This window comes from Streptomyces sp. BRA346 (assembly GCF_052851135.1).
This window is the reverse complement of sequence record NZ_JAIWIH010000005.1, coordinates 535,563-561,554: the sequence shown is the minus strand read 5'-3', so window position 1 is coordinate 561,554 and position 25,992 is coordinate 535,563. Positions and strand designations below refer to the sequence as shown.

Below are 25,992 nucleotides of genomic sequence, written 5' to 3'. Positions count from 1 at the left end.
CGTGACGCGCTCGGCGGGTGGTTGCCGGGCCCCGGGCCTCTCACCCGACCGGGGTGGCGGCGGGCCGCGCCTTGACGCGCACGGCGCGGCCCGCCGGAGCCCTTACTCACTTACGGAAGTCCGCAGCGGCGAGGAGCGCGGTGTCCGGGTTGTCGGAGAAGATCCCGTCGATGCCGGTGTCGAAGTACGCCTTGAAGGCGCCGAAGGCGTCCCCGTACGCGTTGGCGTCGGTGCCGCGCTGGAAGTCGGCGGGCAGGAACGTGTTCTCATTGCGCATGGTGTACGGGTGCAGGATCAGCCCGGCCGCGTGTGCGTCCTTGACCACGCTGGTCGGGGTGCCGAGCTTGCCGTCGGGCGTGCGCGGGATGATCACCGACAGGTCGGGGCCGATGCCCTGGGCGTAGCTCGCGATCCACTTCAGGCCCTCGGGCTTGACGAGGTCCGCGACGGTCCGCGGGTCGTTCGCCTCGACGAAGTCCCACGGGCGGCTGGTCATGGTGGACAGCAGCACGACCGACGGGGTGTCGACCAGCTTGCGCAGCCGCTGGATGCTGCTCGGCTCGAACGACTGGAGGAAGAGCGCCGCGTCCTTCGTGTGGCGTCCGTAACGGCGGAGCAGCTTGGCGACCCGCTCCTCCAGGCCGAGTCCGAGCTTGCGGAAGTAGGTGGGGTGCTTGGTCTCGACGTACAGCCAGACCTTCCGGCCCCGCTTGCGGCCCTCGCGCTCGGCCCACTGGAGCACCTCTTCGAAGGTGGGCACCTCCCAGCGGCCGTCGTAGAGCGTGTTGCGCTGGCGGGTGCCGGGGATGCGCTCCTTGGCGCGCAGGGTCTTCAGCTCGGCCAGCGTGAAGTCCTCGGTGAACCAGCCGGTCAGCTTGGTGCCGTCGACCGTTTTGGTGGTCTTGCGGTCGGCGAACTCCGGATGGGCCGAGACGTCCGTGGTGGCCGTGATGTCGTTCTCGTGACGGCACACCAGATGCCCGTCCTTGGTGGGGACGAGGTCCTGCTCGACGATGTCCGCGCCCATGTCCAGCGCGAGCTGGTACGAGCCGAGCGTGTGCTCGGGGCGGTAGCCCGACGCGCCGCGGTGGCCGATCACGGTCGGCACCGGCAGCCCGCGCACGGGCCCGGGCTTCCCCGTGGCGCCCGCCTCCGCGGCGGTGGCCGTGCCCGCGCCGCCCAGGGCCATCGCTCCCGCACCGAGGGCCGCGGCCCCCAGAAGGGCGCGCCGCCCGGGCTGTTGCTCGCGCTGTTCGCGCTCCATGAGCACTCCTCGCTCTGGTGTCCAGCACCGTCAATTCCTGTCAGAGGACGGGCTGATGGTAGGTGGGTGTGCCTTTCTTACGGGAGTCCTGCGACGAAACGCGTGGGAAACGGGTGTCAACACTGCGTATCAGGTGGGTGAACCCGGTGTGCGCGGCGACATGACCGGCGAGTATCGTCCTCATCGGCGTTGTTGTACGGACCTGGGTTGACGGTCCGTACGGCGAGCGCCCCCGACCTTGACCCCGACCGGAGGGCCCGTTGTCCCGTTTCGTGTTCCTGAAGGCAGTACTCGGTCCGCTGATGCGCCTGATGTTCCGTCCACGGGTCGAGGGCGCGGAGCGCATTCCCGGCTCCGGTCCGGTGATCCTCGCCGGGAACCACCTCACCTTCATCGACTCGGTGATCCTGCCACTCGTCTGTGACCGCCAGGTCTTCTTCATCGGCAAGGACGAGTACGTGACCGGCAAGGGTCTCAAGGGGCGGCTGATGGCCTGGTTCTTCACCGGCGTCGGCATGATCCCCGTCGACCGGGACGGCGGGCACGGCGGCGTCGCCGCGCTGATGACCGGCCGCCGGGTGCTGGAGGAGGGCAAGATCTTCGGCATCTACCCCGAGGGCACCCGCTCCCCCGACGGCCGCCTCTACCGCGGCCGCACCGGCATCGCCCGGCTCACCCTGATGACCGGCGCGCCGGTGGTGCCATTCGCGATGATCGGCACCGACCGGCTCCAGCCGGGCGGCAAGGGGCTGCCGCGGCCCGGGCGGGTGGCGGTGCGCTTCGGTGAGCCGCTGGAGTTCACCCGCTACGAGGGCATGGACCGCGACCGGTACGTGCTGCGGGCGGTGACCGACGAGGTCATGAGCGAGGTCATGCGGCTGTCCGGGCAGGAGTACGTGGACATGTACGCCACGAAGGCGAAGGCAGCGGCCTGAGGCGGGCGACGAGCCGGAAGCGAGCGGAAGCCGACAACGAAGTGTCAGCTTCCGCCCTTCTTCACGTCGTTTCGGTCACTGGCCTATCACCGTCGGTAGGGCGCCCCGATGCACTGGTCTCGCGCCGGGAACGACCACTACCGTGCCGCGGGTGACGACAATGACCGTGCCTTCCCCCGACTTCGTGTCCCTCCGCGGTCGCCGGTTCGCCCTCACCGACTTCGGCGGACCGGGTACCCCGGTCCTCGCCCTCCACGGGCACTTCGGCCGCGGCCGCATGTACGCGCCCCTGGCCGCCGCCCTGGGCTCCGCGTACCGGGTGATAGCGCTCGACCAGCGGGGACACGGGCTGACCGGGGGCGGCGGGCCGTTCACCCTTGACGAGTACGTCGCCGACGCCGCCGCCCTGCTGGACGAACTGGGTCACGGACCGGTGCCGATCGTCGCCCACTCCACGGGCGCGGTCGCCGCGTACGCCCTCGCCGCGCGCCACCCCGAGCTGGTGAGCGCCCTCGTCATCGAGGACATCGGCGCCGTGACGGACCGTCCGGTGGTCGCCCACCCCGTGCTCGACGTCTCCGGCTGGCCGACCTGGGCCGCCGACCGGGAGGCCCTGCGCGCCCAGATCGAGTCCCGCGGCATCCACGACGCGTCGTACTTCCTCGACAGCGCGGAGCCGGATCGGGCGACCGGTGGATGGCGGCTGCTGTTCGAACCCGCCCACATGATGGCCTCGCAGGAGGCCATGCGGGGCGACTTCTGGTCCGAATGGCTCGGGTCGGCCTGCCCTGCCCTGCTGATGCACGGCGAGCATTCCTCGCTGCTGCCGCCGGGGCATGCGCGCGAGATGGCGCGGCGGCGGCCGCGCACCACGTTGCGGGAGTTCGCGGGGTGCGGGCATTGGATCCACGATGACGCGCCGAAGGAGTACGCGTGGGCGGTGGGCCGTTTCCTGGGGTCGCTGCCGGCGGCGGACGACGCGTAGCGCTTGGCCGGGGGCCTGTTCCCCACCCCGCCCCTTCCCGAACCGGGGCTCCGCCCCGGCCCCCGCTGGGGCTCCGCCCCAAACCCGGGCGCGGGCCGGTGGCCGCGTGCAGGCCGGGGCGCTGCCCCCGAGGTTTCGTCGCCGAGCGCGGCCCGGCGGCCGGGTACGGGCCGGGGCGCTGCCCCCGAGGTTTCGTCGCCGGGCGCGGCCCGGCGGCCGGGTACGGACCGGGGCACTGCCCCCGAGGCTTCGTCGCCGAGCGCGGCCCGGCAGCCGGGTTGTGCCCACCCGTTCCGCCCTGCGGAACGATTGCCCACAACCGGGTTACACATCCAGCCCCTCCGGCGATTGAGGAGCGGGGGCCTGGGGCGGAGCCCCGGCGGGGGTGCAGGGGCGGAGCCCCCGCCATGGGGGCCGGGGCGGACGGCCCCACAACCCAGCCCCTCCGGCGATTGAGGAGCGGGGGCCGGGGCGGGGCCCCGGTTTCGGGGAGGGGCGGGGTGGGGGACTTAGCCCCGGTCAGGACCAGGGGAGGGTCGAGCGCGTTCGCCAGTATGTCTCTGGGGGCTCCGCCAGGTCTTCCAGGTCCGGAAGGTGGAGACCCGCCGCGGTCAGGTTCGACCGCAGCTGCGCCACCGTCGCCGCGCCCGACAGGGCCACGGTCACCCAGGGGTGTCGTAGGACCGCCGCCAGGGCGATGGCATCCGGCGTGGTGCCCAACTCCTCGGCGGCATGCCGGAGCGCCCCGCCCCCGGCCAGGCGGCCATTCGCCATGGCCTCCTTGACGATCACGGCCCGCCCCGCCGCATGCGCCTCCGCCAGCGCGGGCCCGGCCGACGGCTCCAGCAGGTTGTACGTGCTCTGGACCGTACGGAACAGCGGCTCCCCATCGGCCTCCACCTCCAGCGCGGCGCGAATCGCGTCGCCCTGCGCGGGCCCGCTGGTGGAGATGCCGACCGTGACACCCTCCGCCGCGAGCCGGGCCAGCCGGGCGTGGAGGGCGGGGTCGGTGAGGGCAGGGCTGTCAGGCGTTACCGAGTGGATCTGGTAGAGGGCTAGGTGGTCGCCCAAGAGGGCGTGGGTCTCCTCGCGCTGGCGGTCGTACGTCGCGACGCTGTGGTCCTTGACCTCGTGCGCGTCGGCGTCCATGCGCCAATCGGCCACATACGTGTAGCCCCACTTGCTGCCGATCACCACATCCCCGGCCGTCTCCGGCCGGGCACGCAGCCAGTCGGCGAGGAACTCCTCGGCAAGCCCGTAGGAGCGGGCCGCGTCCAGGTAGCGCACCCCCGCCGCGTACGCGGCGTCCAGCAGCTCGTGCGAGCGGCGCCGCATCGCCTCGACGGTGCGGTCGGCCGGGAGGTCACGGTCCCGGCCGAGGTTGATGTAGCCGGGGCGGCCGACCGCGGCCAGGCCGAGCCCGATCCGGGACACCGGCGTGGCGGCGGCAGCAGTGGCGAGGGAGGCGGACATCAGCGCTTCGCGTCCGCCCACGCCCGCTGCGCGGCGAGGTCCGTCTTGACCTCGGCCACCTGCGCGGCCACGGCCGACGGCGCGGTGCCACCCCGCCCGCTGCGCGAGGCCAGCGCGCCCGGCACGTTCAGCACGCTGCGCACCTCGGGCGTCAGATGCGGGGAGATCTTCGCGAACTGCTCGTCCGTGAGCTGGTCCAGCTCGATCCCGGTCAGCTCGCACTCCTTGACGCACGCGCCCGCGACCTCGTGCGCCACCCGGAACGGCACGCCCTGCCGGACGAGCCACTCGGCGATGTCGGTGGCCAGCGAGAACCCGGCGGGTGCCAGCTCCTCCATCCGCTCCCGGTTGACGGTCAGCGTCGCCATCATGCCGGTGAAGGCGGGGAGCAGGGTCTCCAGCTGGTCGCAGGAGTCGAAGACCGGCTCCTTGTCCTCCTGGAGGTCGCGGTTGTACGCGAGCGGCAGGGCCTTCAGCGTGGCCAGCAGCCCGGTGAGGTTGCCGATGAGGCGGCCGGACTTGCCACGGGCCAGCTCGGCGATGTCCGGGTTCTTCTTCTGCGGCATGATCGACGAACCCGTCGAGAACGCGTCGTGGAGGGTCACGAAGGAGAACTCCTTCGTGTTCCAGATGATGATCTCCTCGGCGATCCGCGACAGGTCGATGCCGATCATCGCGGTGATGAAGCCGAACTCGGCGGCGAAGTCGCGGGCGGCCGTGCCGTCGAGCGAGTTGGCGGCCGAACCGTGCTCGAAGCCCAGGTCGGCGGCGACGGCCTGCGGGTCCAGGCCCAGCGAGGACCCGGCGAGGGCGCCCGATCCGTACGGCGAGACGGCCGTCCGCTCGTCCCACTGCCGCAGCCGCTCCGCGTTCCGCGACATCGCCTGGACGTGGGCGAGGACGTGGTGGGCGAAGAGCACCGGCTGGGCGTGCTGGAGGTGGGTGCGGCCGGGCATCGCGACGTCCGGGTGGGCCTCGGCGAGCCCGACCAGGGCCTCCTGGAGGTCGGCGATCAGACCGCCGATGATCCGGGCGTGGTCGCGCAGGTACATCCGGAAGAGGGTGGCGATCTGGTCGTTCCGGGACCGCCCGGCGCGCAGCTTGCCGCCGAGGTCGGGGCCGAGCCGCTCCAGCAGCCCGCGCTCCAGCGCGGTGTGCACGTCCTCGTCGGCGATGGTGCCGGTGAAGTCGCCGGAGGCGACGTCGGCCTCCAGCCGGTCGAGCCCTTCCAGCATCCGCTCCAGCTCGTCGGCGGTCAGCAGGTCGGCCGCGTGGAGCACCCGGGCGTGGGCACGGGAACCGGCGATGTCGTACGGCGCCAGGCGCCAGTCGAAGTGCACCGAGGCGCTGAGCTTCTCCAGTGCCTCCGCGGGCCCGTCGGCGAAGCGGCCGCCCCAGAGCCGGACGTCGCCGCTGTTGCCGTTGCTCACGCTGTTGCTCCTCAAGGCTGTGGGTGTGCGACCGCCTCCCCGCCGGGCGGCGGGAAGGCGGTGTGGGTTACGTCTGCTACGCAGGTTACTGCTGAAGGTCCCGCTTCGCGGCGATCTTGCTGGACATCCCGAACAGCTCGATGAAGCCCTTGGACAGCGACTGGTCGAAGGTGTCGCCCGTGTCGTAGGTCGCCAGGTTGAAGTCGTACAGCGACTGCTCCGACTTCCGGCCGGTGACGACGGCCCGGCCGCCGTGGAGGGTCATCCGGATCTCGCCGGAGACGTGCTCGTTGGCCTCGGTGACGAAGCCGTCCAGGGCCCGCTTGAGCGGCGAGAACCACAGACCGTCGTAGACCAGCTCGCTCCACCGCTGCTCGACCTGCCGCTTGTAGCGGGCCAGCTCGCGCTCGACGGTGACGTTCTCCAGCTCCTGGTGGGCGGTGATCAGCGCGATGGCGCCGGGGGCCTCGTAGATCTCCCGGGACTTGATGCCGACCAGCCGGTCCTCGACCATGTCGATCCGCCCGATGCCCTGCGCCCCGGCCCGCTCGTTGAGCTGCTGGATGGCCTGGAGGACGGTCACGGGCTGGCCGTCGATGGCCACCGGGACGCCCGCCTTGAAGGTGATGATGACCTCGTCGGCGTCCCGCTGGGTGGCCGGGTTCGAGGTGTACTCGTACACGTCCTCGATCGGCGCGTTCCAGATGTCCTCCAGGAAGCCGGTCTCGACGGCCCGCCCGAAGACGTTCTGGTCGATCGAGTACGGGGACTTCTTGGTGGTCGCGATCGGCAGGCTCTTCGCCTCGCAGAAGGCGATGGCCTTGTCCCGCGTCATCGCGTAGTCCCGGACCGGGGCGATGCACTTCAGGTCGGGCGCGAGGGAGGAGATGCCCGCCTCGAACCGCACCTGATCGTTGCCCTTGCCGGTGCAGCCGTGGGCGACGGTCGTGGCGCCGTGCTTCCGGGCGGCGGCGACGAGGTGCTTGACGATGGTGGGCCGGGAGAGCGCCGAGACCAGCGGGTAGCGGTCCATGTACAGGGCGTTCGCCTTGATCGCCGGGAGGCAGTACTCGTCGGCGAACTCGTCCTTGGCGTCCGCGACCTCCGCCTCGACCGCCCCGCAGGCGAGCGCGCGCTTACGGATGACGTCCAGGTCCTCACCGCCCTGGCCGACGTCCACGGCAACGGCGATGACCTCGGCGCCCGTCTCCTCGGCGATCCAGCCGATGGCGACGGAGGTGTCCAGGCCGCCCGAGTAGGCGAGTACGACGCGCTCGGTCACGGGTTTCTCCTTACGGTCCATGCACTGACTGGCATAAGTATGCACTGGCCCGTATGTTTCGTCAACGCGGCAGGTGAGGGTTGTCGGCGGGCGGCGCTACGATGCCGCTATCAGGTGCCCGACAGGGGAGGTAGCCAGCATGAGCGTGCAAGACGACATCCTCTGGGAGGCGGCTGAGCGTGCTGCGGCCCAGTTCGAGGGCTTCAAGATCGAGGTCGTGGGGGGCCACATCGTCATGACGCCGCAGAGCGACGTCCAGAGCTGGACCATCCGCCGCGTCCAGAACGCCGCCGAGGCATCGGGTATCGCCGAGGAGCGACTCCTGTCCGACGTGCTGATCCAATTCCCCGGCGAGCCGCCCCGCGTTCCCGACGTGACCATCCTCAAGGACGGGGCCAAGGAGCCGTACTCGTACGACGACGTGCTGGCCGCAGTGGAGATCGTCTCCACCGAGGACGACGACAACGACTACGTGATCAAGCTGAGGCAATACGCCCGGTTCGGGATCCCGACGTACTTGATCATCGATCCATTCCAGGGCCAGTGCACCCTGCTGACCCGCCCGAAGGGCGACACCTACGCATCCCGGGACGACTACGCCTACGGCGAGACTGTCACCCTCCACTTGATGGACGGCAGCACAGTGGACATTCCCACCGACAAGTTCAAGCGCAAGAGCTGAGCTTGAGCTTCAGCCTCCGGGCCCGTGCGGCGCCGGCGGCCCGGCGCCGCCCCGACCGGCCGGCACCGCCCCCCGATGGCCGGTACCGGCGCGGTCGGGGCGGTTGTAAGGGCTACCGCAGATGCCGGGTGAAGAACCGGGCCGCGGCGTCACCCGCGGACTGCGGGACGCCGGTATGCCCGCCCATATTGGCGTTCAGCGTCTTCTCCTCGGAGCCGAAGGCGTCGAACAGGTCCAGGGCCCGCTGCCGGTCGTTGCCTTCGTCGTCCCATTGGAGCAGGACGTGCAGCGGAATGGTGACCTGCCGGGCCTCCTCGAACAGGGCGCGCGGCACGAAACTCCCGGCGAACAGCACGGCGGCCGCGATGCGCGGTTCGACCACCGCCAGCCGGATCCCGATGGAGATCACTCCCCCCGAGTACCCGACCGGGCCGCCGATCCCGGGCAGCGCAAGGAGGGCGTCCAGGGCGGCCTGCCATTCCGGGACCGCCGTTTCGACCAGCGGCAGGACGAGCCGGTCCACGACGTCCTCGCCGACCGGCTCGCCTGCGTTCAGCGCCCGGTGCAGGTCGGCGCGGGCCTGCTCGGCGGCGGCAGAACGGGGCCGGTCACCGCTTCCGGGGAGTTCGATGGTGGCCGTGGCGAAGCCCTCCGCCGCGGAGTGCCGGGCCCGGGCCACCAGTCGGGGGTACATCGTGTGCAGTCCGCCGGGGTGGCCGAGCAGGATCAGCGGCGCCGGTGCGGATGCGGATGCGGATCCGGGCGTCCACAGGATGCCGGGGATCTCACCGAGAGTGAATGCGCGCTCGAGGGCGCCGTCGTCGAGGCGCTGTTCGGAAGTGAATCGCATGGTCGTGCCTTTCGGGAGTGCGCAGAGACGGCGCTCCCGGACGACCTGCCTATCGCCCGACCGTGACCCCGGAGGGGAGCACCCATGTCGATACGTTCACGGGTACCACCTCCTCGTTCTCTCGCACGGCCTCCGGAAAAGTAGCAGCGGTCCGCCGTGGTCCGCCAACGGTTTTTACGGAGGCTCCATGGCCGGATGCCACGGAGCCACTCGCCTGAAGGCCGAGGCCGTCAGGGTTCGATGTTGACCCAGAACTCGTCGTTGCCTCCGAAGAGGATGCGGTCGGTGCGGTAGAAGTCCTGGAGCCGGTTGCCGGCGGTGCCGTTCTGATTGCCGTGGGTCCAGGCCACGGAGCCGTCCAGGATGCCGTCTTCGGAACGGGCCCGGGACAGCCCCTCTTCGGTGGTCGCGAAGGGGTACTCGTCGGCCTGCATCTCGGGCACGTCCTTGGGCGGCAGGTCGTCGGGGCCGTTCCACTCATCTTGGCGGTCGCGGATGGCTTCGTCTGCCGGTTGGCCTCGGCGTGCGCTACGGCCCCCACGCGGTGACCGACTACGAGAGCGCGCTGATCCTGATCGCCATGGGGAAGGGGATCCAGCTCCCACCGGAGAGCACCCGCTGGCTCTACCCCCGCTCCGGCGTCGCCTACGTGGATGTCGTCGACCTCGAACCGTGGCGGCTGGCCCTCGCCTGGCTGCCCAATAATCGCGACAAGCCGACCGTCGCCGCCCTCAGGCAAGCGACGCGAACCGTCCTGCGTCGACAAGCCGACTTATGGCCCTGGTCGGCGCCGGTGCGGTGGTGTCACCATGACTGGCGGGCGGGGGGCTCATCTGCGGACCGAGGGAGAGTCGGTGGCGGATCGGAAGAACCAGATGATCGTGCTCGGCGTGGTCGTGGTGGGGGTCCTGTGGATCAACGGCCGGGGCGATGTCGAGACGGATGGCGACGGAAAGTCGCCCAACCCGCGTCAGACCGGGCGGTATCCCGTTCACTTCCAGAACGACGACGGGAAGAAGGACACCGGGAAGAGCACCAAGAAGCCGGTGCCGCGCTCCACGGTGTCCTATCCGATCACGTTCGACCGCAAGTGAGGTCGATCTCGGCCCAGACCGTCTTGCCCGGCCCCTGCCGTTCGGCCACGCCCCAGCGCGCGGCCAGGCCCGCGACCAGCAGCAGGCCCCGGCCGGTCTCGGAGTCGGGCGGCGGTGCGACGGGCGTGCCGTCGATGGGCGGCCGGTCCTCGGTACGGGTGTCCGCGACCTCGACGCGGAGAGTGGTGGCGGTGCGCGTCAGCCGGACCTCACAGTCCCGGCCGGGGACGCGGCCGTGGGTGACGGCGTTGGCCGCCAGTTCGGCGACGATCGCGGTGATGAGGTCGGACGACTCGCCGCGGTAGGGAAATCCCCATGCGTCGAGCTGCTGGAGCACCAGCAGTCGGGCGAGCCTGGCCCCACGGCGGGTGGAGCTGAAGCGATGAGTGAACTGGTCAGAAGTCGTGCGGGGATGCGCTGGGATTGGCATGGCGTCACCGTTCCGGCTCGACGCATGACCGGACCAGATCGGCTTCTCGTACGCTGCGTCACTGTACGAGTACGCGTGGTGGACTGTACGCATAACGGACCGTGACCATGGCCGAGTTGGGCCGATAGTCAGGTTCAGTACGGATGGCACCACCGGAGGTGGCCGCAGATGGCGGACAACGCGGGCATGAACAACGAACCGGAGTCCTCGGACAGCCTCAAGACGTTCGGGGCGATCGTCAAGGTGTTTCGAGAACGCGCGGGCTACACCCAGGAGCAACTGGCCCCGTTGCTCCAGTACTCGGTCCAGACCCAGGCCTCGATCGAACAGGGGCGGCGATTTCCGCAACGGGAGTACGTGGATCGGGCAGAGGACGTTCTCGATGCGTTCGGGGTGCTGCGGGCAGCAGCGAAGTGTCTGGTGCGGAAGCCGGGGTTGGCGGCGTGGTTCCGGCAGTGGGCCGGGCTGGAGGAGCTGGCGATCAGCCTCTGTACGTACGAGTGTCGGGTTGTACCGGGTCTGTTGCAGACCGAGGCGTACGCGCGGGCGGTCTTTCGCGAGAGAGTCCCTCCGTTGGCCGACGAGCAGATCGAAATCCAGCTCGTAGCCCGAAAGGAGCGGCAGCGCCTGCTCAAGGAGAGGCCGAACACGGCGTTCAGCTTCATCGTCGAGGAAGTGCTGTTCCGACGGTGCACCGGAGGGGTGGAGACGGCCCGGGAACTCATCGACCACGTGTTGGAATGCGCGAAGCTTCGCAACGTCGAGATCCAGCTCATGCCGATCGTCCAGGAGCATCACGCGGGGCTGGACGGTTCCATTCAACTGCTGGAAACCGCGGACAACGAGTGGTTCGGCTACTCGGAAGGCCAGCGAAGCGGTCAGTTGATCTCTGAGCGGAAAGAGGTCAGCGTGCTCCAGATGCGGTATGCGAAACTGCGCTCACAGGCTCTCACCCCTGAGGACTCCGTGAGCCTGCTGAAGCAGATCCGAGGAGCGCTATGAGCAGCGAACTGGCCTGGTTCAAGAGCAGCTACAGCGGAGGCGACGGCGGCGAGTGCGTCGAGGTCGCCCTCTCCTGGCACAAGTCCACGTACAGCGGGGGCGACGGCGACAGCTGCGTAGAGGTCGCCACCTGCCCGGAGAACACCGTCCACGTCCGGGACTCCAAGGACAAGCAGGGGCCCCAACTCGCCTTCTCCCCCACCGCATGGGCCGCGTTCGTCGCCCACACGGCGAACCGCTAACCTAACCGCCATGTCCAGTCCCGAGGCATCCAGGCTCTAGCCACCGGTCGTTCGGTGGCGCCTTCATCACCGGGCTACCGGTCTCCGCATTTCTTTCCGTCTTCATGTCGGTGTGTGGAGCCTTCATGCCTTTTGCCATCTATGTGCTCGGACTGGCGGTCTTCGCCCAAGGCACATCCGAATTCATGCTGTCCGGCCTCGGGCCGGACATCGCAAGCGATCTGAACGTGTCCATCCCCGCCGCGGGCGCGCTGACCTCGGCGTTCGCGGTGGGGATGATCGTGGGGGCGCCCCTGATGGCGCTCCTCAGCATGCGGTGGCCGCAGCGTCGCGCGCTGCTGGTGTTTCTGACGGCCTTCATGGCCGTCCATGTCGTCGGCGCGGTCACCACCAGCTTTGCCGTGCTGCTGACCACCCGGGTGCTCGGGGCGCTGGCGAATGCCGGGTTCCTGGCCGTGGGGCTCGCGGCGGCGACCGGGATGGTCGAGCCCCGTTCCAAGGGGCGGGCCACGTCCGCGCTGCTGGGCGGGGTCACGCTCGCGTGTGTCGCCGGGGTTCCGGCGGGTGCGCTGCTGGGGCAGGTCTGGGGGTGGCGTTCGGCGTTCTGGGCGGTGGCGCTCGTCTCCGTACCGGCCCTGTTCGCCATCGTGCGGTCGGTGCCGCGTACCGAAGCGGTCGAGGTGCCGAGCGCGCGCGGTGAGCTGCGCGCGCTGCGCAGCCCCCGGCTGCTGGTGACGCTGGGTCTGGGGATGCTGGTGAACGCCGCCACGTTCTGCACGTTCACCTTTCTGTCGCCGCTCGTCACGAACGTGAGCGGCTTCGGCGAGTCCTGGGTGCCCGCCGTGCTGGCGCTCTTCGGGCTCGGGTCGTTCGCCGGGGTGACCGTCGCCGGGCGGTGGTCCGACGCGCGGCCGATGCTGGTCCTGGTGCCGGGTGGCCTCGCCCTGCTCGTCGGCTGGCTGCTGCTGTCGGTGGGCGCGGACCGGCCCGGCGTGGCGGTCGTGCTGGTCCTCGTACAGGGGATGCTGTCGTTCGGTGTCGGCTCGACGCTGATCACGCGGGCGCTGTACGCGGCGGCCGAAGCGCCCGCGCTGGGCGGGGCGTTCGCGACCGCCGCCCTCAATGTGGGGGCGGCGGTCGGTCCCGCTCTCGGCGGGCTCACGCTGGGCGCGGGGCTGGGCTACCGCTCGCCGGTCTGGGTGAGCGCGCTGCTGGTGGCGCTGGCCATCGTCGTGGCGGGCGTGGCGGCACCCGCCGACCGGTCCGCTACGGCTGCACGATGACGAGGTACAGGAACCAGAGGATGGGCAGCAGCGCCACGTACGACAACGGGCGCTGAAGCACGGACTTCCCGGGGTCGGGGCGCGCACCGTACATCGCGGGCCCCGGCTCCGGGAGCTTGTTGAGCTTCCCGCGGACCACCAGGTTGTGGATGATCGTGTACGGATTGAAGATCACCGCGGAGAACGGGCTCCACCAGCCCTGGCACAGGGTGTCGGTGGTCGCGTCGCGGCGCAGCGCCGTGCCGCAGGTCCGGCAGAACGGGCCCTCCCACTTCTTGAACCGCATCATGAGCAGCAGGCCGACGTGGCTGCGGATGGTGACCTCCGCCGCCGGATACGACGAGCACACCCGGCAGGCGGGCACCTGCGGCACCCCGCCCATCGGCTGGCCGTGATCGGCCGGATGCGGGTGCCGGCAGTAGTGGGGCTGCTGCTGCGGCGGACCGTACGGAGCGTGCGGTGTGGCGTACGGATTCCCCTGGGGCGGCGCGGAGGCGTACGGGTTCCCCTGCGGCTGGGGCGGCATCGACATGACGTTCCTCACCAAGAATGACGTGGTCAGCGATCATACGATCCCGAAACCCGCACCCTTCTCTACCCGCAGGGCCCCCTGAAGGACCCCTGAACGCCCTTTGAAGGACCCCTGAAGGACCGGGCCGTTTATCTGGCGCTCCGTCACCACCCGCTACGCTGGGAACTCGCCTCCGCCCACCACGCCGGGAGCGCCGCATGATCCTGCACCGCAACACCGACCGCCCCGTCGTCCAGTGCGACCAGTGCCCTGGCCGACCGGTCCTCCCCACCCACCTCGAGGACATCGACACCCGCAGGTGCGTGCGTTGCCAGGGTGAGCACCGCTGGCTGCCGCAGCCGCATCCGGAGGACCACCTGTGCCAGGTCTGCCGCCGCGAGTGCCCGGTGTGCCAGGCCGTCACCGACCAGGACGGCAGGCCGTGCCGCGGCTGCCAGGGCCGCTGCCGCACCTGCTCCGCCCCGCTGCCCGAGCGCCCCGCTTCCGCCGGGACCACCACCCGCGTCGCGCCCGACAAGCGCAAGGACAAGCACCGCCGCTGGGCACGCACCTACTACCCCCGCTCCTGGGACCAATGCGCCGCCTGCCAGAACACGGCCACCACCACCGATCCCGTCCGCGCCGTACTCTCCGCGCTGCCGGGCAAGCTGCTGCGCGCCTGCGGAGGCGGCGTGCCCCCGGCCGTTGTGCAGACCGTCCGTGACGAACTGCTCCGCCGGCCCGCCGCCCGGCTGATCGCGCGGATCGAGCGCCGCTGGTGGACCACTTGGGCCAACCGGCCCCTCGAACGCGAAGCCGACGCAGGAGAGGACGGGTACCGGCCCGACGACGTCGCGATGTGGCTGCTGGCGGCCACCCCGTGTGCGGGGCGGTGCGAAGACGGCTGGCACCCCGCCCCGGCCGACCGGCCGACCGACGACGACCAGCCGTGCGGCGTCTGCCGCGGCGGCTGGCTCCTGCCCGGCCACGGCCCCGACCCCCGCCACTCCGACGATGACGACCGGCCCGACGACGATCGGACACAGGCGGCGCCCACGGCCACCAACCGCACCCCGGCGCAAGCGGTCACCTACCGCCCGCCGCACCGCGAATGCGAAGGCCGGGGCGGCACCTGCGGCCGCCCCGTCACCGACCCCTACACCCAGTGCCCCACCTGCCTGGGCTGGCCCCGCTGCGCCTGTGGCGCCTTCTACGACCCAGCTCACGGGGACGCCTGTCGCTCATGCCGCGCCGACACGTATCCCGACTGGGGCGAGTCGTCGCGGACGCAGGGGAAGGAGGGCGCGTTGTGAAGAGGCGAATCCGGATCTAGCCGCCCGCCCGGAAGGTCCGGGAGCACGGGCGGCGGGTTCCGGTAAGGAACGAGATGTCCCGTACGGACAGGACCAAGCCGCTGTGGGTGCGCCACGCCGAGCACAACCCACGGCCGGTCCACGATCACCGTTACGACGCCTGCGATCTGCCGCCGCGCCCTACGCGAGAGGAGACGGACACCCGCTGCCGGTGGGAGGACCCCGCCGCGCTGCTGTTCGCCCGCACCTGCTGTTCGGGGTGCGGCAGGCGCGGCTGCGTCCGGGAGGTGCAGCGGTACGACAAGGCCCGCAACCGCGGGGAACGGTACGCGGGCCGACGCGAGGCGCGTCGCTACCTCAGCCGTTATCGCCGGGGAGAGGCCGGCGGCTGACCCGGCCCGTATACGCGGCCGTGCTCGACGAGCCGCGACCCGGCAGCTGCGGCTTGCGGCGCGGCGGCGACGCCGAGCCCGCCCAGACTCGCCAGCGCCACCATCCAGGCTCGGCTGATGCGAACTCGACCCGCATTGAGAGCCCATGGGCTATCGATCGGGAGCAGACCCGCAGCGCCGAGGCCATCGTCCGGCCGCACATCGCGCCACACCTGCGTCAGCGGACGTCTTCGCACCGCAAACTTGTGAATTCCGTCGGCCTTTGAGTCATCGCCCGTTCCCGCCCGTACCCCTGTGCACCGGAGCCCATAGGAAGGGGACGGGCCGTGACGACGCTATTGAACAGCCGGGCCGGTCGACGGCTGGCCTTGCGCCAGATTCGGCCACGGCGCTCCCCCGCCGTGCCGCTGGTGCTGCTGAGCTGGGCAGGGGCGGCGGCGGTGCTGTCCCTGTGGTGGTTCAACACCCCGAACGTCACCGGCAACGCCGCCTGGCTGAACGGCGCCGGGCGGCTCAGCGGGCTGCTCGCCGGGTACGTCCTGGCGCTGGTGGTGCTCCAGATGGCGCGGGTGCCCGCGCTGGAGCGGCGGGTGGGGTCGGACCGGGTGGCGCGGTGGCACGCGATGAGCGGGCGGTACGCGCTGTGCCTGATCCTCGCTCATGTCGGCCTGATCATCGCGGGGTACGCGACCCAGGGCGGCGTCTCGTTCGTCGAGCAGACCGAGACCATGGTGCTCACCTTCCCCGACATGCTCGAGGCGACGATCGGCACGGTGACGCTCGTGGTGATCGGGCTGATCTCGGCCGGGATGGTGCGCCGCAGGCTTCCGTACGAGGTCTGGTACTACCTGCATCTGCTCACCTACGCGGCCGTCTTCCTGACCTTCTGGCACCAGCTCAGCAACGGCGCCGAGTTCGTGGGCGACATGACGGCCCAGACCGCGTGGTACGTGCTGTACGGCGCGGTCAGCGCGCTGGCGATCTGGTACCGGCTGCTGGTGCCGCTGCGGCTGAACCTGCGGCACCGGATGAAGGTCGAGGCCGTCGTCCAGGAGGCGCCCGGGATCGTCTCGGTGCTGATCAAGGGGCGCAAGCTGCACCGGATCGGCGCGGAGGCGGGCCAGTTCTTCCGGTGGCGGTTCCTGGCCCCGCAGCTGCGGTGGGGTTCCCACCCGTACTCGCTGTCCGCCCCTCCCCGGCCCAATCTGCTGCGCATCACCGTGAAGGCGGTGGGCGGGCACAGCACCCGGCTCGCCGAGCTGAAGCCGGGGACCCGGGTGTGGGCCGAGGGGCCGTACGGGGCGATGACCGCGTCCCGCCGCAGCCAGGGCAAGGTACTGATGATCGCCGGTGGGGCGGGCATCACCCCGATCCGGGCCCTGTTCGAGACGCTGCCCGGCAAGGGCGGCGACCTGACCCTGCTCTACCGCGCCCGGACCGTCGAGGACCTGGCGCTGTGGGGCGAGCTGAAGCAGATCGCGGCCGAGCGGGACGCCCGGCTGCTCTACGCCGTCAACGGCCCCGACGGGGCCCGGCCGGAGATCAGCGCCGAACGGCTGCGGGCGCTGCTGCCGGACATCGACGAGCACGACGTCTATCTGTGCGGGCCCCCGGGCCTGACCGAGCACGCGTACGAGGCGCTGCACGACGCCGGGGTCCCGGACCGCCGTATCCATCATGAATCCTTCGAGCTGTGACCTGAGGTGGAGCCATGAAGAGGAAGCATCCGCTGCGCCGTATCCTGCTGGGCACCGCCGCCACCGTCGCCGGTGTCGTGGCGCTGCTCGCGCTGAAGCAGCCCGCCGGCGGCCAGAACGTCGCCGGGCCGCCCGCCGGGCAGGCGCCGCCGCCCGTCGCGGCCACGGCGCCCTCGGGGGCCGCCGGGGGGCAGACCCTGACCGGTGACGTCGTCGACACGCAGTACGGGCCGGTGCAGGTCAGCGTCACCATGAGCGGCGGGAAGATCACCGCCGCGCAGGCCGTCAAGACGCCGAACTCCGGGCCGCGCAGCGAACAGATCGCCAAGGACTCCATCCCCCAGCTCAACCAGCAGGCGGTCTCCGCCGCGAAGGTCGACACCGTGTCCGGTGCGACGTACACCAGCGAGGGCTACGCCAAGTCCCTCCAGAGCGCTCTCGACAAGGCGGGTACCAAATGACGTCCTACGACGAGTACGGCGAGCCCGAGCCGCTGCGCCATGTCGAGCACGTCATGGGCACCGTCTTCTCCTTCGACCTGCGCGAGGTCCACGACGCCGACCGGCCCCGGGTGCTGGCGGCGCTGGACGGGGCCGTGGTGGGGCTGCACCGGGTGGACGAGCTGTTCTCCACGTACCGCCGGGACAGCCAGATCAGCCGTCTCGGGCGCGAGGAGCTGACGCTGTCGCAGTGCGAGCCGGAGGTACGGGACGTGCTGGAGCTGTGCGAGGAGTTCACGTACCGCAGCGACGGCTGGTTCAGCCCGCACTACGCCGGGGGGCGGCCCGATCCGACCGGCCTGGTCAAGGGGTGGGCCGTCGAACGCGCCGCCCGGATGCTGGCCTCGGCGGGCGCCGGTTCGGTGTGCGTCAACGGCGGCGGCGACGTGCAGGTGCACGGCGGCCCGTGGCGGGTCGGCATCGCCGATCCGATGCGGCGCGGTGAGCTGCTCGCGGTGGTCGAGGCGCACGGCGAGCTGGCCGTGGCCACCTCCGGCCCGGCCGAGCGCGGCTGCCACATCCTGGACCCGCACACCGGCCGCCCCCCGGCGGACGGCCTCGTCTCCGTGACGGTGGTCGGCACCAGCCTGACGGAGGCGGACGCCTGGGCGACGGCGGCCTGCGCGATGGGCGCCGAGCGCGCCCGCCCGTGGCTTCAGCGCCAGCCGGGCGCGGAGGCGTTCGTGGTGACGGCGGAGGGGACGACGTGGCAGACGAGCGGTTTCACGCGTTTCTCGGCTGAGCTGTGCGTGTCGTGACCAGACGGTGTGTGCTCAGCGGTGGCCGCGTACGGCGTCGGCCAGGAGACCCGCGTGGCCGTGGCTCAGGTCCTTCACGGACGTGAGCAGCGTGAGCGTGCCCTGCCCGGCCAGCTCGCGCAGATGGTCCACGGCCTCGCGGCGCTCCGGTTCGGCCAGCTCCGCGCGGTACCGCCGGGCGAATTCCGCGTACCGCTCCGGCTCGTGCCCGTACCAGCGTCGTAGCTCGGTGGAGGGAGCTGCGGCCTTGGCCCATTCGTCCAGATGGGCGTCGGCCTTCGCGAGGCCACGCGGCCAGATCCGGTCCACCAGGACGCGGGTGCCGTCGTCCGGCTCCGGGGTGTCGTATACGCGGCGGACCCGGATCCCGGGGCGGTCCCGCCGACCGTTTTTGTCTGCCATGTCTCCATCGAACCATCCCTGTGGCCTCGACCTGGGCGGATAATGCGCCACATGGGCAAAGAGTACGAACGTATCGACGGCAGACTTCGCACATTCATCGAACAGCAGAAGATCTTCTTCACGGCTACTGCTCCGCTGGCCGGGGACGGCACCGTGAATCTCTCCCCCAAAGGGGTGTCGGGGTCGTTCGCCGTGCTCGACGAACTGACCGTGGCCTACCTGGACTTCTCCGGGAGCAACGCGGAGACCATCGCCCATCTGCGGGAAAACGGCCGCATCACGCTGATGTGGTGCGCCTTTGACGGGCCGCCGAACATCGTGCGGGTGCATGGGCGGGGTGAGCCCGTGTTCCGCGACGACCCGCGCTTCGCCGAGCTGGTCAAGCACTTTCCGTCTGTCGATGTGCACACGCACGGGCTGCGGGCCGTGATCGTGGTGACCGCTGAGCTGATCCGGGACACGTGCGGGTACGCGGTGCCCTTCATGGACTACCGCGAGGACCGCACGCTGCATGCCCAGCGGTTTCGGCGCGAGGACGACGAGACGAAGCTGACCGCCTACTGCGAGCGGAAGGACCATGTCGCCAGCAGTCTGGACGGGCTGCCGGGGTTGCCGCTTCCGTTGCCGCCGCTGTCGTTGTGACGGCTTCCTCGTGACGGCTTCCTTGTAGCGACCACATAACGAGACGGTCTTGCGTTACGGGGCTCGCGCGGCGTTCGATCACGCGGTGCGATCCGAATCCAAGAGTCCCGCGACGGACTCCGCAGAGTCCGGCCCCGGGCCCGCCGACCGGGCGGCCCGGCGGGCCGTCACCGTCTTCCCCCTCCTCGTCCTCGCCGCCGGAGTGGCGGGCCTGAGCACCCCCGGCGCCTTCACCGGCTGGGCGCCGCAGGTGCCGTACCTGCTGGGCGTGATCATGTTCTGCATGGGGCTCACCATGACCCCGCAGGACTTCACCGGTGTGCTGAAGCGGCCCTGGGCCGTGGCGCTCGGGCTGGTCGCGCACTACGTGATCATGCCCGGGCTGGGGTGGCTCATCGCCCAGGGGCTCGGGCTGTCCCCGCAGTTGGCCGCCGGTGTCATCCTGGTCGGCTGCGCGCCGAGCGGGACGGCGTCGAACGTGGTGACGTATCTGGCGCGGGGTGATGTCGCCCTGTCCGTCTCGGTCGCCACCGTCTCCACGGTGCTCGCGCCGCTGGTCACCCCGCCGCTGACGCTGCTGCTGGCCGGGGAATTCCTGCCCGTGGACGCGGAGTCGATGGTCACCGACATCCTGAAGACGGTGCTGCTGCCGGTGGTGGGCGGACTGGTCGTACGGCTGGTGGCGGGGCGTTACATCGGGCGAGTGCTGGGGGTGCTGCCGTGGCTGTCGGCCGTGACCATCGGGTTCATCGTGGCGGTGGTCGTCGCGGGCAGCGCGGACGCGATTCGGTCGGCGGCGGGGGTGGTGCTGCTGGCCGTCGTGCTGCACAACGGGCTGGGGCTGGCCTTGGGATACGCGGCGGGGAAGGTGGCCCGGTTGGGGCCGCCTGCGAGCCGGGCGATGGCCTTCGAGGTCGGCATGCAGAACTCTGGGCTGGCGGCGTCGCTCGCCACGGCGCACTTCAGCCCTCTCGCCGCCCTTCCGGCGGCCGTCTTCTCCGTGTGGCACAACGTGTCGGGGTCGGTGGTGGCGGCGTGGATGGCCCACCGGGCGCGCCGGGCGGAGGCGGGTTAGCCCCCACCCCGCCCCTCCCCGAAACCGGGGCCCCGCCCCGGCCCCCGCTCCTCAATCGCCGGAGGGGCTGGGTTGTCCCCGAACGCCGGAGGGCGGGACGGCGGGGCTCCGCCCCAGCCCCGTTGCGGGGGCTCCGCCCCCTGCACCCCCGCTCCTCAAACGCCGGAGGGGCTGGGTGTTGTCCCCCAACGTCGGAGGGGCTGGGTAGTGGGGCACGGTCCGCCCCGGCCCCGGTTGCGGGGGCTCCGCCCCCGGACCCCCGCCGGGGCTCCGCCCCTGGACCCCGCTCCTCAAACGCCGGAGAGGCTGGGTAACGGGGCATCTCCGCCCCCGGCCCACGCCCCTCACAGGCCCGAAGGGCTGGGTAGTCCCCGAACGCCGGAGGGGCTGGGTAGTCGGGCACGGTCCGGGCCCAGGCCCGTGGCGGCAGCTCCGACCCCTGCGCCGCGGTCTTCAATCGCCGGACGGGCTGGATGTGGAACCCAGTTGTGGGCAATCGTTCCGCGGAGGTGGCACCTCCCAGCGGTAGCTGGGGGAGGAACGGGTGGGCACAACCCGGCCACCGGCCCGCGCCCGGCGACGAAACCCCAAGGGGCAACGCCCCAGCCCGCACCCGGCGACGAAACCCCAGAGGGCAGCGCCCCGGCCACCGGGCCGCACCCGGAGACGACACCCCAGGGGGCAGGGCCCCGGCCACCGGGCCGCGCCCGGCGACGAAACCCCGAGGGGCGGCGCCCCAGCGCGCACCCGGCAACGAAAACGTGGGCCCCGCCCGGGTCAGCGGGCCTTTTGGGCCAGGCGGAGGAGGTGGTCGGCCAGGGCCTGGCCGCCTGCTGGGTCGCGGCTGATGAGGAGCACCGTGTCGTCGCCCGCGATCGAGCCGAGGATCACGTGCAGCTCGGCCGAGTCGATGGCCGAGGCCAGGAACTGGGCGGCACCGGGCGGGGTGCGGAGGACGACGAGGTTGGCGGAGGCCTCGGCCGAGATGAGGAGTTCGGCCGCGAGGCGCGCCATCCGCGCCTCGCTGGCCGACTCGCCGAGCGGGGCGCGGGGGGTGCGGTCCCCGCCCTCGCTCGGCACCGCGTAGATCAGCTCACCACCCGTGTTGCGGATCTTGACCGCGCCCAGTTCGTCCAGGTCGCGGGAGAGCGTCGCCTGGGTGACGGAGAGCCCGTCGTCGGCGAGGAGCTTCGCGAGCTGGCTCTGGGAGCGGACCGGCTGCCGGTTCAGGATGTCCACGATCCGGCGGTGGCGGGCGGTGCGGGTCTGCGGCACGGACGGCCCGTTGTGGTTCCCGTCGGCGTCGTGGGCGGTGTCGTTCGCCGCGTCGGTGTGCTGCGCCTCGGTCATCGTCTCGTCAGTCTCCGGATCATCGTTCCCCATGGCCCCCGTGCGCGGCGTTCAGGACGGCCGTCAGGACGCCGGGCAGCTCCCGGAGCAGGGTGTCCACCTCGTCGTCGCCGACGACGAGCGGCGGCGCGAGCCGGACCACGTCCGGCCCGGTCGCGTTCACCAGGAGTCCCGCGTCCTGAGCCGCCTGCTGCACCTGCGGCGCGAGGGACTCTGTGAGCACGATACCGAGCAGCAGGCCCGCGCCACGGACGTGGCCGATCAGAGCGTGGTCGAGCGATTCGATTCCGTCACGCAGCCGCTCCCCCGCCCGCTTGACGCGGTCGAGGATTCCGTCGGCCTCGATGGTGTCGAGGACGGCGACGGCGGCGGCGCAGGAGACGGGGTTTCCGCCGAAGGTGGACCCGTGCTGACCTGGGGTCAGCAGGTCGGCGGCGGCGCCGAAGGCGACGGTGGCGCCGATGGGGAGGCCGCCGCCGAGGCCCTTGGCGAGGGTGACGACGTCGGGCTCGACGCCCTGTGCCTGGTGCTCGAACCAGTGTCCGGTACGGCCGATTCCGGTCTGTACCTCGTCGACCACGAGCAGCGTGCCGGTGGCCCGGGTGATCTCGCGGGCGGCGGCCAGATAGCCCGCCGGGGGGACGACGACGCCGTTCTCACCCTGGATGGGCTCCACGATGACCAGGGCGGTGTCGGTGGTGACGGCCGCGCGCAGCGCTTCGGCGTCGCCGTACGGCACATGGGTGACGTCGCCCGGCAGCGGAACGAAAGGTTCCTGCTTGGCGGGCTGGCCGGTCAGGGCCAGGGAGCCCATGGTGCGGCCGTGGAAGCCGCCGGTGGTGGCGACCATGTGGGTACGGCCGGTCCGCCGCCCGATCTTGAAGGCGGCCTCGACCGCCTCCGCGCCGGAGTTGGAGAAGTAGACCCGCCCGGCGCGGCCGAAGAGCTGGAGCAGCCGCTCGGCGAGCGCCACCGGGGGCTCGGCGACGAAGAGGTTCGAGACGTGGCCGAGCGTGGCGACCTGGTCGGATACGGCCCGTACGACGGCGGGGTGGGCGTGGCCGAGGGAGTTGACGGCGATACCGCTGACGAAGTCGAGGTATTCCTTGCCGTCCGCGTCCCACACCGTGGCGCCCTCGCCGTGGGTGAGCGGCACGCGCGGGGTGCCGTAGTTGTCCATCATCGCGCCCTGCCAGCGCTGCGTCAGCTCCGCGTTGCTCACTGGTCCGCCCCCTCGTGCTCCGCGTCCGGCACGACCATCGTGCCGATTCCCTCGTCGGTGAAGATCTCCAGCAGGATCGAGTGCTGCACCCGCCCGTCGATGACGCGCGCGGTGGTGACGCCGTTGCGTACGGCGTGCAGACAGCCCTGCATCTTGGGCACCATGCCGCTGGCCAGCTCCGGCAGCAGCTTCTCCAGCTCGCTCGCGCCGAGCTGGCTGATCACCTCGTCGCTGTGGGGCCAGTCCGCGTACAGCCCCTCGACGTCGGTGAGGACCATCAGCGTCTCGGCGTTCAGGGCGGCGGCGAGCGCGGCCGCCGCCGTGTCGGCGTTGACGTTGTAGACGTGGCCGTCGTCGGAGCTGCGCGCGATGGAGGAGACGACCGGGATGCGGCCGTCGTCCAGCAGCGCCTTGATGGCGCCGGTGTCGATGTCGGTGATCCGGCCGACCCGGCCGATGTCCACCTGTTCGCCGTCGACGTCGGCGAAGTGCTTGGTCGCGGACATCAGATGGGCGTCCTCGCCGGTCATGCCGACGGCGAGCGGGCCGTGCTGGTTGAGCAGCCCGACCAGCTCGCGCTGCACCTGACCGGCCAGCACCATCCGTACGACGTCCATCGCGTCGTCGGTGGTGACCCGCAGGCCCGCCTTGAACTCGCTCACCAGGCCGTGCCGGTCGAGCTGCGCGCTGATCTGCGGGCCGCCGCCGTGGACGACGACCGGGCGCAGCCCGGCGTGGCGCAGGAAGACGACGTCCTGGGCGAAGGCGGCCTTCAGCTCCTCGTCCACCATGGCGTTGCCGCCGAACTTGATGACGACGGTCTTGCCGTGGTGCCGGGTCAGCCAGGGCAGCGCCTCGATGAGGATGCGGGCCTTGGGCTGGGCGGTGTGCTTGCGGGCGGTCGGCTGGTCGGCCTTCGGGGACTGGTCCGCCTTCGGGGACGCATTCGGCTCGCTCATGAGGAGTAGGCGCTGTTCTCGTGGACGTAGTCGGCGGTCAGGTCGTTGGCCCAGATGACGGCGGATTCGCTGCCCGCGGCCAGGTCGGCGGTGATGCGCACCTCGCGGTAGCGCATGTCGACCAGCGCGCGGTCCTCGCCGACCGAACCGTTCTTGCAGACCCATACGTCGTTGATGGCCACGTTGAGCTGGTCGGGCTCGAAGACGGCGGAGGTGGTGCCGATCGCGGACAGCACCCGGCCCCAGTTGGGGTCCTCACCGTGGATGGCGCACTTGAGGAGGTTGTTACGGGCGATCGAGCGGCCCACCTCCACGGCGTCGTCCTCGGTGGCCGCGCCAACGACCTCGATGCGGATGTCCTTGGAGGCGCCCTCGGCGTCCCCGATCAGCTGCCGCGCGAGGTCGGCGCAGACGGTGCGGACCGCCTCGGCGAAGTCGTCCGCGGCGGGGGTGACGCCGGAGGCGCCGGAGGCCAGCAGCAGCACGGTGTCGTTGGTCGACATGCAGCCGTCGGAGTCGATGCGGTCGAAGGTGGTGCGGGTGGCGTCGCGCAGCGCGGCGTCCAGCGCGGGGGCCTCGACGTCGGCGTCGGTGGTGAGGACGATGAGCATGGTGGCGAGGCCGGGGGCCAGCATGCCCGCGCCCTTGGCCATGCCGCCGACGGTCCACGCCCCATCGGGGCCCTGGGCGACGGCCGTCTTGTGCACGGTGTCGGTGGTCTTGATGGCGATGGCGGCCTTCTCGCCGCCGTGCTCGCTGAGGGCGGCCGCGGCCGTCTCCAGGCCGGACAGCAGGGGGGCCATGGGCAGCCGGAGGCCGATGAGCCCGGTGGAGGCGATGGCGACCTCGCCCGCGCTGTGCCCGAGGACCTCGGCGGTCTTCTCGGCGGTCGCGTGGGTGTCCTGGAATCCGAGGGGGCCGGTGCAGGCGTTGGCGCCGCCGGAGTTGAGGACGACGGCGGAGACCTGGCCGCCCTTCAGCACCTGCTCGGACCAGAGCACCGGGGCGGCCTTGACGCGGTTGGAGGTGAAGACGCCCGCGGCGGCCAGCCGTGGTCCGTTGTTGACGACCAGTGCGAGATCGGGGTTCCCGTTCTCCTTGATCCCTGCCGCGACGCCGGAGGCGGTGAAGCCCTTGGCTGCCGTCACACTCATGGAGCGACTCCGATCGTGGAAAGTCCCAGCTCCTCGGGGAGACCGAGGGCGATGTTCATGCTCTGGACCGCGCCGCCCGCGGTGCCCTTGGTGAGGTTGTCGATCGCGCTGATCACGATGACCCGGCCGGCCGCCTCGTCGAGGGCGACCTGGAGCAGCGCGGTGTTGGATCCGTACACGGCGGCGGTGGAGGGCCACTGGCCCTCCGGCAGCAGGTGGACAAACGGTTCGTCGCCCAGCGCCTTCTCGTACGCGGCCCGCAGCGCCCCCGCCGTCACGCCGGGCTTCGCCGGGGCGCTGCACGTGGCCAGGATGCCGCGGGACATGGGGGCGAGGGTCGGGGTGAAGGAGACCGAGACCCGCTCGCCCGCGGCGGCCGACAGGTTCTGGATCATCTCCGGGGTGTGCCGGTGGCCGCCGCCCACGCCGTACGGGCTCATGGAGCCCATGACCTCGCTGCCCAGCAGATGCGGCTTGGGCGACTTGCCCGCGCCCGAGGTTCCGGTGGCGGCGACGATCACGGCCTCGGGCCCGACCAGCCCGGCCGCGTACGCCGGGAACAGCGCGAGTGAGACGGCGGTGGGGTAGCAGCCGGGCACCGCGACGCGCCGGGAGCCCTTGAGTGCGGTACGGGCCCCGGGCAGCTCGGGGAGGCCGTACGGCCAGGTACCGGCGTGCGGCGAACCGTAGAACTTCTCCCAGTCGGCCGCGTCCTCCAGCCGGAAGTCCGCACCGCAGTCGATCACCAGCACCTGGTCGCCGAGCTGCTCGGCGACGGCGGCGGACTGCCCGTGCGGCAGCGCGAGGAAGACCACGTCATGCCCGGCCAGCGCCTCGGCCCCGGTCGGCTCCAGCACCCGGTCGGCCAGCGGGAGGAGGTGCGGCTGGAGGGCCGCGAGCGGCTGGCCCGCATTGCTGTTGCCGGTCAGCGCGCCGATCTCGACCTCGGGGTGCGCGAGCAGCAGCCGCAGCACCTCACCGCCCGCGTATCCGCTCGCTCCCGCCACCGCTGCGCGTATCGCCATTGCCATCCTCCCTCACGGATGGCATGACTATACGATCGAC

Annotated in this window: 28 protein-coding genes; 14 read left to right on the top strand and 14 right to left on the bottom strand. The window is 71.4% G+C overall.

Annotated elements, in window-relative coordinates:
- Positions 1 to 106: 106 nt before the first annotated feature.
- Positions 107 to 1,264: a glycerophosphodiester phosphodiesterase gene (locus LCH29_RS09245; RefSeq protein ID WP_446461202.1), complete on the bottom strand. Its 1,158-nt coding sequence runs from the start codon at positions 1,262 to 1,264 to the stop codon at positions 107 to 109.
- Between the two features lie 260 nt (positions 1,265 to 1,524).
- On the opposite strand from LCH29_RS09245, the gene LCH29_RS09240 reads away from it, so the two are divergent.
- Together LCH29_RS09240 and LCH29_RS09235 are read left to right on the top strand one after the other, a co-directional pair.
- Entirely contained in the window at positions 1,525 to 2,199 is a 675-nt protein-coding gene (locus LCH29_RS09240) for a lysophospholipid acyltransferase family protein (protein ID WP_446461201.1), read from the top strand.
- A 160-nt stretch (positions 2,200 to 2,359) separates the two neighbouring features.
- Positions 2,360 to 3,184, top strand: coding sequence for an alpha/beta fold hydrolase (locus LCH29_RS09235; RefSeq protein WP_446461300.1), 825 nt, complete (start codon positions 2,360 to 2,362; stop codon positions 3,182 to 3,184).
- A 519-nt stretch (positions 3,185 to 3,703) separates the two neighbouring features.
- On the opposite strand, the gene LCH29_RS09230 is transcribed toward LCH29_RS09235, so the two are convergent.
- The 3 genes from LCH29_RS09230 to LCH29_RS09220 all read right to left on the bottom strand — a co-directional run bounded on the left by LCH29_RS09230 (position 3,704) and on the right by LCH29_RS09220 (position 7,369).
- The gene (locus LCH29_RS09230) at positions 3,704 to 4,657 is read right to left on the bottom strand and encodes an aldo/keto reductase (protein WP_446461299.1); all 954 of its coding nucleotides are present in this window, start codon (positions 4,655 to 4,657) and stop codon (positions 3,704 to 3,706) included.
- Positions 4,657 to 6,087: an argininosuccinate lyase gene (argH, locus tag LCH29_RS09225; RefSeq protein ID WP_446461200.1), complete on the bottom strand. Its 1,431-nt coding sequence runs from the start codon at positions 6,085 to 6,087 to the stop codon at positions 4,657 to 4,659. Before argH ends, LCH29_RS09230 begins: the two co-directional genes overlap by 1 nt.
- Positions 6,088 to 6,172: 85 nt before the next feature.
- Positions 6,173 to 7,369, bottom strand: coding sequence for an argininosuccinate synthase (locus LCH29_RS09220; RefSeq protein WP_446461199.1), 1,197 nt, complete (start codon positions 7,367 to 7,369; stop codon positions 6,173 to 6,175).
- A 139-nt stretch (positions 7,370 to 7,508) separates the two neighbouring features.
- Here LCH29_RS09220 and LCH29_RS09215 point away from each other — a divergent pair, with 139 nt between their 5' ends.
- Positions 7,509 to 8,051: a Uma2 family endonuclease gene (locus LCH29_RS09215; RefSeq protein ID WP_446461198.1), complete on the top strand. Its 543-nt coding sequence runs from the start codon at positions 7,509 to 7,511 to the stop codon at positions 8,049 to 8,051.
- 112 nt (positions 8,052 to 8,163) lie between these two features.
- Here the strand turns inward: LCH29_RS09215 and LCH29_RS09210 are convergent, their stop codons facing one another.
- Entirely contained in the window at positions 8,164 to 8,901 is a 738-nt protein-coding gene (locus tag LCH29_RS09210; RefSeq protein ID WP_446461197.1) for an alpha/beta hydrolase, read from the bottom strand.
- Positions 8,902 to 9,131: 230 nt separating this feature from the next.
- Positions 9,132 to 9,335: a NucA/NucB deoxyribonuclease domain-containing protein gene (locus LCH29_RS09205; protein ID WP_446461298.1), complete on the bottom strand. Its 204-nt coding sequence runs from the start codon at positions 9,333 to 9,335 to the stop codon at positions 9,132 to 9,134.
- 420 nt (positions 9,336 to 9,755) lie between these two features.
- Between LCH29_RS09205 and LCH29_RS09200 the strand changes: the two genes are divergently transcribed.
- The gene (locus LCH29_RS09200; protein WP_446461196.1) at positions 9,756 to 9,995 is read left to right on the top strand and encodes a hypothetical protein; all 240 of its coding nucleotides are present in this window, start codon (positions 9,756 to 9,758) and stop codon (positions 9,993 to 9,995) included.
- Here LCH29_RS09200 and LCH29_RS09195 read toward each other — a convergent pair.
- On the bottom strand, positions 9,976 to 10,425 hold the full coding sequence (locus LCH29_RS09195) for an ATP-binding protein (RefSeq protein WP_446461195.1): 450 nt from the start codon (positions 10,423 to 10,425) through the stop codon (positions 9,976 to 9,978). The two genes, LCH29_RS09200 and LCH29_RS09195, sit on opposite strands and share 20 nt — an antisense overlap.
- Before the next feature lie 168 nt (positions 10,426 to 10,593).
- Here LCH29_RS09195 and LCH29_RS09190 point away from each other — a divergent pair, with 168 nt between their 5' ends.
- From LCH29_RS09190 to LCH29_RS09180, 3 genes are all read left to right on the top strand, one after another.
- Positions 10,594 to 11,427 (top strand): helix-turn-helix domain-containing protein, encoded by an 834-nt coding sequence (locus LCH29_RS09190; RefSeq protein ID WP_446461194.1) that lies wholly within the window; start codon positions 10,594 to 10,596, stop codon positions 11,425 to 11,427.
- Positions 11,424 to 11,669 carry a DUF397 domain-containing protein gene (locus tag LCH29_RS09185; protein WP_446461193.1) on the top strand — a complete coding sequence of 82 codons (246 nt, stop codon included), beginning with the start codon at positions 11,424 to 11,426 and terminating at the stop codon, positions 11,667 to 11,669. Before LCH29_RS09190 ends, LCH29_RS09185 begins: the two co-directional genes overlap by 4 nt.
- A gap of 125 nt (positions 11,670 to 11,794) precedes the next feature.
- Positions 11,795 to 12,952, top strand: a complete 1,158-nt coding sequence (locus LCH29_RS09180; protein ID WP_446461192.1) for a Cmx/CmrA family chloramphenicol efflux MFS transporter — start codon at positions 11,795 to 11,797, stop codon at positions 12,950 to 12,952.
- Here the strand turns inward: LCH29_RS09180 and LCH29_RS09175 are convergent.
- On the bottom strand, positions 12,936 to 13,484 hold the full coding sequence (locus LCH29_RS09175; RefSeq protein WP_446461191.1) for a hypothetical protein: 549 nt from the start codon (positions 13,482 to 13,484) through the stop codon (positions 12,936 to 12,938). The two genes, LCH29_RS09180 and LCH29_RS09175, sit on opposite strands and share 17 nt — an antisense overlap.
- 197 nt (positions 13,485 to 13,681) lie before the next feature.
- Here LCH29_RS09175 and LCH29_RS09170 point away from each other — a divergent pair, with 197 nt between their 5' ends.
- The 5 genes from LCH29_RS09170 (at position 13,682) to LCH29_RS09150 (ending at position 18,123) form a co-directional block, all read left to right on the top strand.
- The gene (locus LCH29_RS09170; RefSeq protein WP_446461190.1) at positions 13,682 to 14,776 is read left to right on the top strand and encodes a hypothetical protein; all 1,095 of its coding nucleotides are present in this window, start codon (positions 13,682 to 13,684) and stop codon (positions 14,774 to 14,776) included.
- Positions 14,777 to 14,850: 74 nt separating this feature from the next.
- Positions 14,851 to 15,168 carry a hypothetical protein gene (locus tag LCH29_RS09165; protein ID WP_446461189.1) on the top strand — a complete coding sequence of 106 codons (318 nt, stop codon included), beginning with the start codon at positions 14,851 to 14,853 and terminating at the stop codon, positions 15,166 to 15,168.
- A 326-nt stretch (positions 15,169 to 15,494) separates the two neighbouring features.
- Positions 15,495 to 16,865: a ferredoxin reductase family protein gene (locus LCH29_RS09160; protein ID WP_446461188.1), complete on the top strand. Its 1,371-nt coding sequence runs from the start codon at positions 15,495 to 15,497 to the stop codon at positions 16,863 to 16,865.
- A gap of 14 nt (positions 16,866 to 16,879) precedes the next feature.
- Positions 16,880 to 17,326: an FMN-binding protein gene (locus tag LCH29_RS09155; protein WP_123098079.1), complete on the top strand. Its 447-nt coding sequence runs from the start codon at positions 16,880 to 16,882 to the stop codon at positions 17,324 to 17,326.
- Positions 17,323 to 18,123: an FAD:protein FMN transferase gene (locus tag LCH29_RS09150; protein WP_446461187.1), complete on the top strand. Its 801-nt coding sequence runs from the start codon at positions 17,323 to 17,325 to the stop codon at positions 18,121 to 18,123. The genes LCH29_RS09155 and LCH29_RS09150 overlap by 4 nt, the downstream gene beginning before the upstream one ends.
- A gap of 15 nt (positions 18,124 to 18,138) precedes the next feature.
- Here LCH29_RS09150 and LCH29_RS09145 read toward each other — a convergent pair whose 3' ends face one another.
- Positions 18,139 to 18,525, bottom strand: a complete 387-nt coding sequence (locus LCH29_RS09145) for a DUF488 domain-containing protein (RefSeq protein WP_446461186.1) — start codon at positions 18,523 to 18,525, stop codon at positions 18,139 to 18,141.
- A gap of 51 nt (positions 18,526 to 18,576) precedes the next feature.
- Here LCH29_RS09145 and LCH29_RS09140 point away from each other — a divergent pair, with 51 nt between their 5' ends.
- A complete protein-coding gene (locus LCH29_RS09140; RefSeq protein WP_446461297.1) occupies positions 18,577 to 19,167 on the top strand; it encodes a pyridoxamine 5'-phosphate oxidase family protein in 591 nt (196 codons plus the stop codon).
- A gap of 85 nt (positions 19,168 to 19,252) precedes the next feature.
- Positions 19,253 to 20,242, top strand: coding sequence for a bile acid:sodium symporter family protein (locus LCH29_RS09135; RefSeq protein ID WP_446461185.1), 990 nt, complete (start codon positions 19,253 to 19,255; stop codon positions 20,240 to 20,242).
- Positions 20,243 to 21,019: 777 nt separating this feature from the next.
- Here LCH29_RS09135 and LCH29_RS09130 read toward each other — a convergent pair.
- The 5 genes from LCH29_RS09130 to argC are packed head-to-tail and all read right to left on the bottom strand — an operon-like array spanning position 21,020 to position 25,952.
- The gene (locus LCH29_RS09130) at positions 21,020 to 21,592 is read right to left on the bottom strand and encodes an arginine repressor (RefSeq protein ID WP_009713772.1); all 573 of its coding nucleotides are present in this window, start codon (positions 21,590 to 21,592) and stop codon (positions 21,020 to 21,022) included.
- Between the two features lie 19 nt (positions 21,593 to 21,611).
- Positions 21,612 to 22,814 carry an acetylornithine transaminase gene (locus LCH29_RS09125; RefSeq protein ID WP_446461184.1) on the bottom strand — a complete coding sequence of 401 codons (1,203 nt, stop codon included), beginning with the start codon at positions 22,812 to 22,814 and terminating at the stop codon, positions 21,612 to 21,614.
- Positions 22,811 to 23,773 (bottom strand): acetylglutamate kinase, encoded by a 963-nt coding sequence (argB, locus tag LCH29_RS09120; RefSeq protein ID WP_446461183.1) that lies wholly within the window; start codon positions 23,771 to 23,773, stop codon positions 22,811 to 22,813. The genes LCH29_RS09125 and argB overlap by 4 nt, the downstream gene beginning before the upstream one ends.
- The gene (argJ, locus tag LCH29_RS09115) at positions 23,770 to 24,927 is read right to left on the bottom strand and encodes a bifunctional glutamate N-acetyltransferase/amino-acid acetyltransferase ArgJ (protein ID WP_446461182.1); all 1,158 of its coding nucleotides are present in this window, start codon (positions 24,925 to 24,927) and stop codon (positions 23,770 to 23,772) included. The genes argB and argJ overlap by 4 nt, the downstream gene beginning before the upstream one ends.
- Complete coding sequence (gene argC / locus LCH29_RS09110) at positions 24,924 to 25,952, bottom strand: N-acetyl-gamma-glutamyl-phosphate reductase (RefSeq protein WP_446461181.1); 1,029 nt, start codon at positions 25,950 to 25,952, stop codon at positions 24,924 to 24,926. Before argC ends, argJ begins: the two co-directional genes overlap by 4 nt.
- Positions 25,953 to 25,992: the final 40 nt, after the last annotated feature.

Bases quoted from the DNA above. Each gene is read 5' to 3' on its own strand.
- LCH29_RS09195 (WP_446461195.1), bottom strand. From the start codon at position 10,425: ATGCCAATCCCAGCGCATCCCCGCACGACTTCTGACCAGTTCACTCAT.
- LCH29_RS09140 (WP_446461297.1), top strand. From the start codon at position 18,577: ATGGGCAAAGAGTACGAACGTATCGACGGCAGACTTCGCACATTCATC.
- LCH29_RS09230 (WP_446461299.1), bottom strand. From the start codon at position 4,657: ATGTCCGCCTCCCTCGCCACTGCTGCCGCCGCCACGCCGGTGTCCCGG.
- LCH29_RS09175 (WP_446461191.1), bottom strand. From the start codon at position 13,484: ATGTCGATGCCGCCCCAGCCGCAGGGGAACCCGTACGCCTCCGCGCCG.
- LCH29_RS09205 (WP_446461298.1), bottom strand. From the start codon at position 9,335: ATGCAGGCCGACGAGTACCCCTTCGCGACCACCGAAGAGGGGCTGTCC.
- LCH29_RS09155 (WP_123098079.1), top strand. From the start codon at position 16,880: ATGAAGAGGAAGCATCCGCTGCGCCGTATCCTGCTGGGCACCGCCGCC.
- argB (WP_446461183.1), bottom strand. From the start codon at position 23,773: ATGAGCGAGCCGAATGCGTCCCCGAAGGCGGACCAGTCCCCGAAGGCC.
- argJ (WP_446461182.1), bottom strand. From the start codon at position 24,927: ATGAGTGTGACGGCAGCCAAGGGCTTCACCGCCTCCGGCGTCGCGGCA.
- LCH29_RS09210 (WP_446461197.1), bottom strand. From the start codon at position 8,901: ATGCGATTCACTTCCGAACAGCGCCTCGACGACGGCGCCCTCGAGCGC.
- LCH29_RS09215 (WP_446461198.1), top strand. From the start codon at position 7,509: ATGAGCGTGCAAGACGACATCCTCTGGGAGGCGGCTGAGCGTGCTGCG.
- LCH29_RS09190 (WP_446461194.1), top strand. From the start codon at position 10,594: ATGGCGGACAACGCGGGCATGAACAACGAACCGGAGTCCTCGGACAGC.
- LCH29_RS09235 (WP_446461300.1), top strand. From the start codon at position 2,360: ATGACCGTGCCTTCCCCCGACTTCGTGTCCCTCCGCGGTCGCCGGTTC.
- LCH29_RS09145 (WP_446461186.1), bottom strand. From the start codon at position 18,525: ATGGCAGACAAAAACGGTCGGCGGGACCGCCCCGGGATCCGGGTCCGC.
- LCH29_RS09150 (WP_446461187.1), top strand. From the start codon at position 17,323: ATGACGTCCTACGACGAGTACGGCGAGCCCGAGCCGCTGCGCCATGTC.
- LCH29_RS09180 (WP_446461192.1), top strand. From the start codon at position 11,795: ATGCCTTTTGCCATCTATGTGCTCGGACTGGCGGTCTTCGCCCAAGGC.
- LCH29_RS09245 (WP_446461202.1), bottom strand. From the start codon at position 1,264: ATGGAGCGCGAACAGCGCGAGCAACAGCCCGGGCGGCGCGCCCTTCTG.
- LCH29_RS09185 (WP_446461193.1), top strand. From the start codon at position 11,424: ATGAGCAGCGAACTGGCCTGGTTCAAGAGCAGCTACAGCGGAGGCGAC.
- LCH29_RS09170 (WP_446461190.1), top strand. From the start codon at position 13,682: ATGATCCTGCACCGCAACACCGACCGCCCCGTCGTCCAGTGCGACCAG.
- LCH29_RS09165 (WP_446461189.1), top strand. From the start codon at position 14,851: ATGTCCCGTACGGACAGGACCAAGCCGCTGTGGGTGCGCCACGCCGAG.
- argC (WP_446461181.1), bottom strand. From the start codon at position 25,952: ATGGCGATACGCGCAGCGGTGGCGGGAGCGAGCGGATACGCGGGCGGT.
- LCH29_RS09130 (WP_009713772.1), bottom strand. From the start codon at position 21,592: ATGACCGAGGCGCAGCACACCGACGCGGCGAACGACACCGCCCACGAC.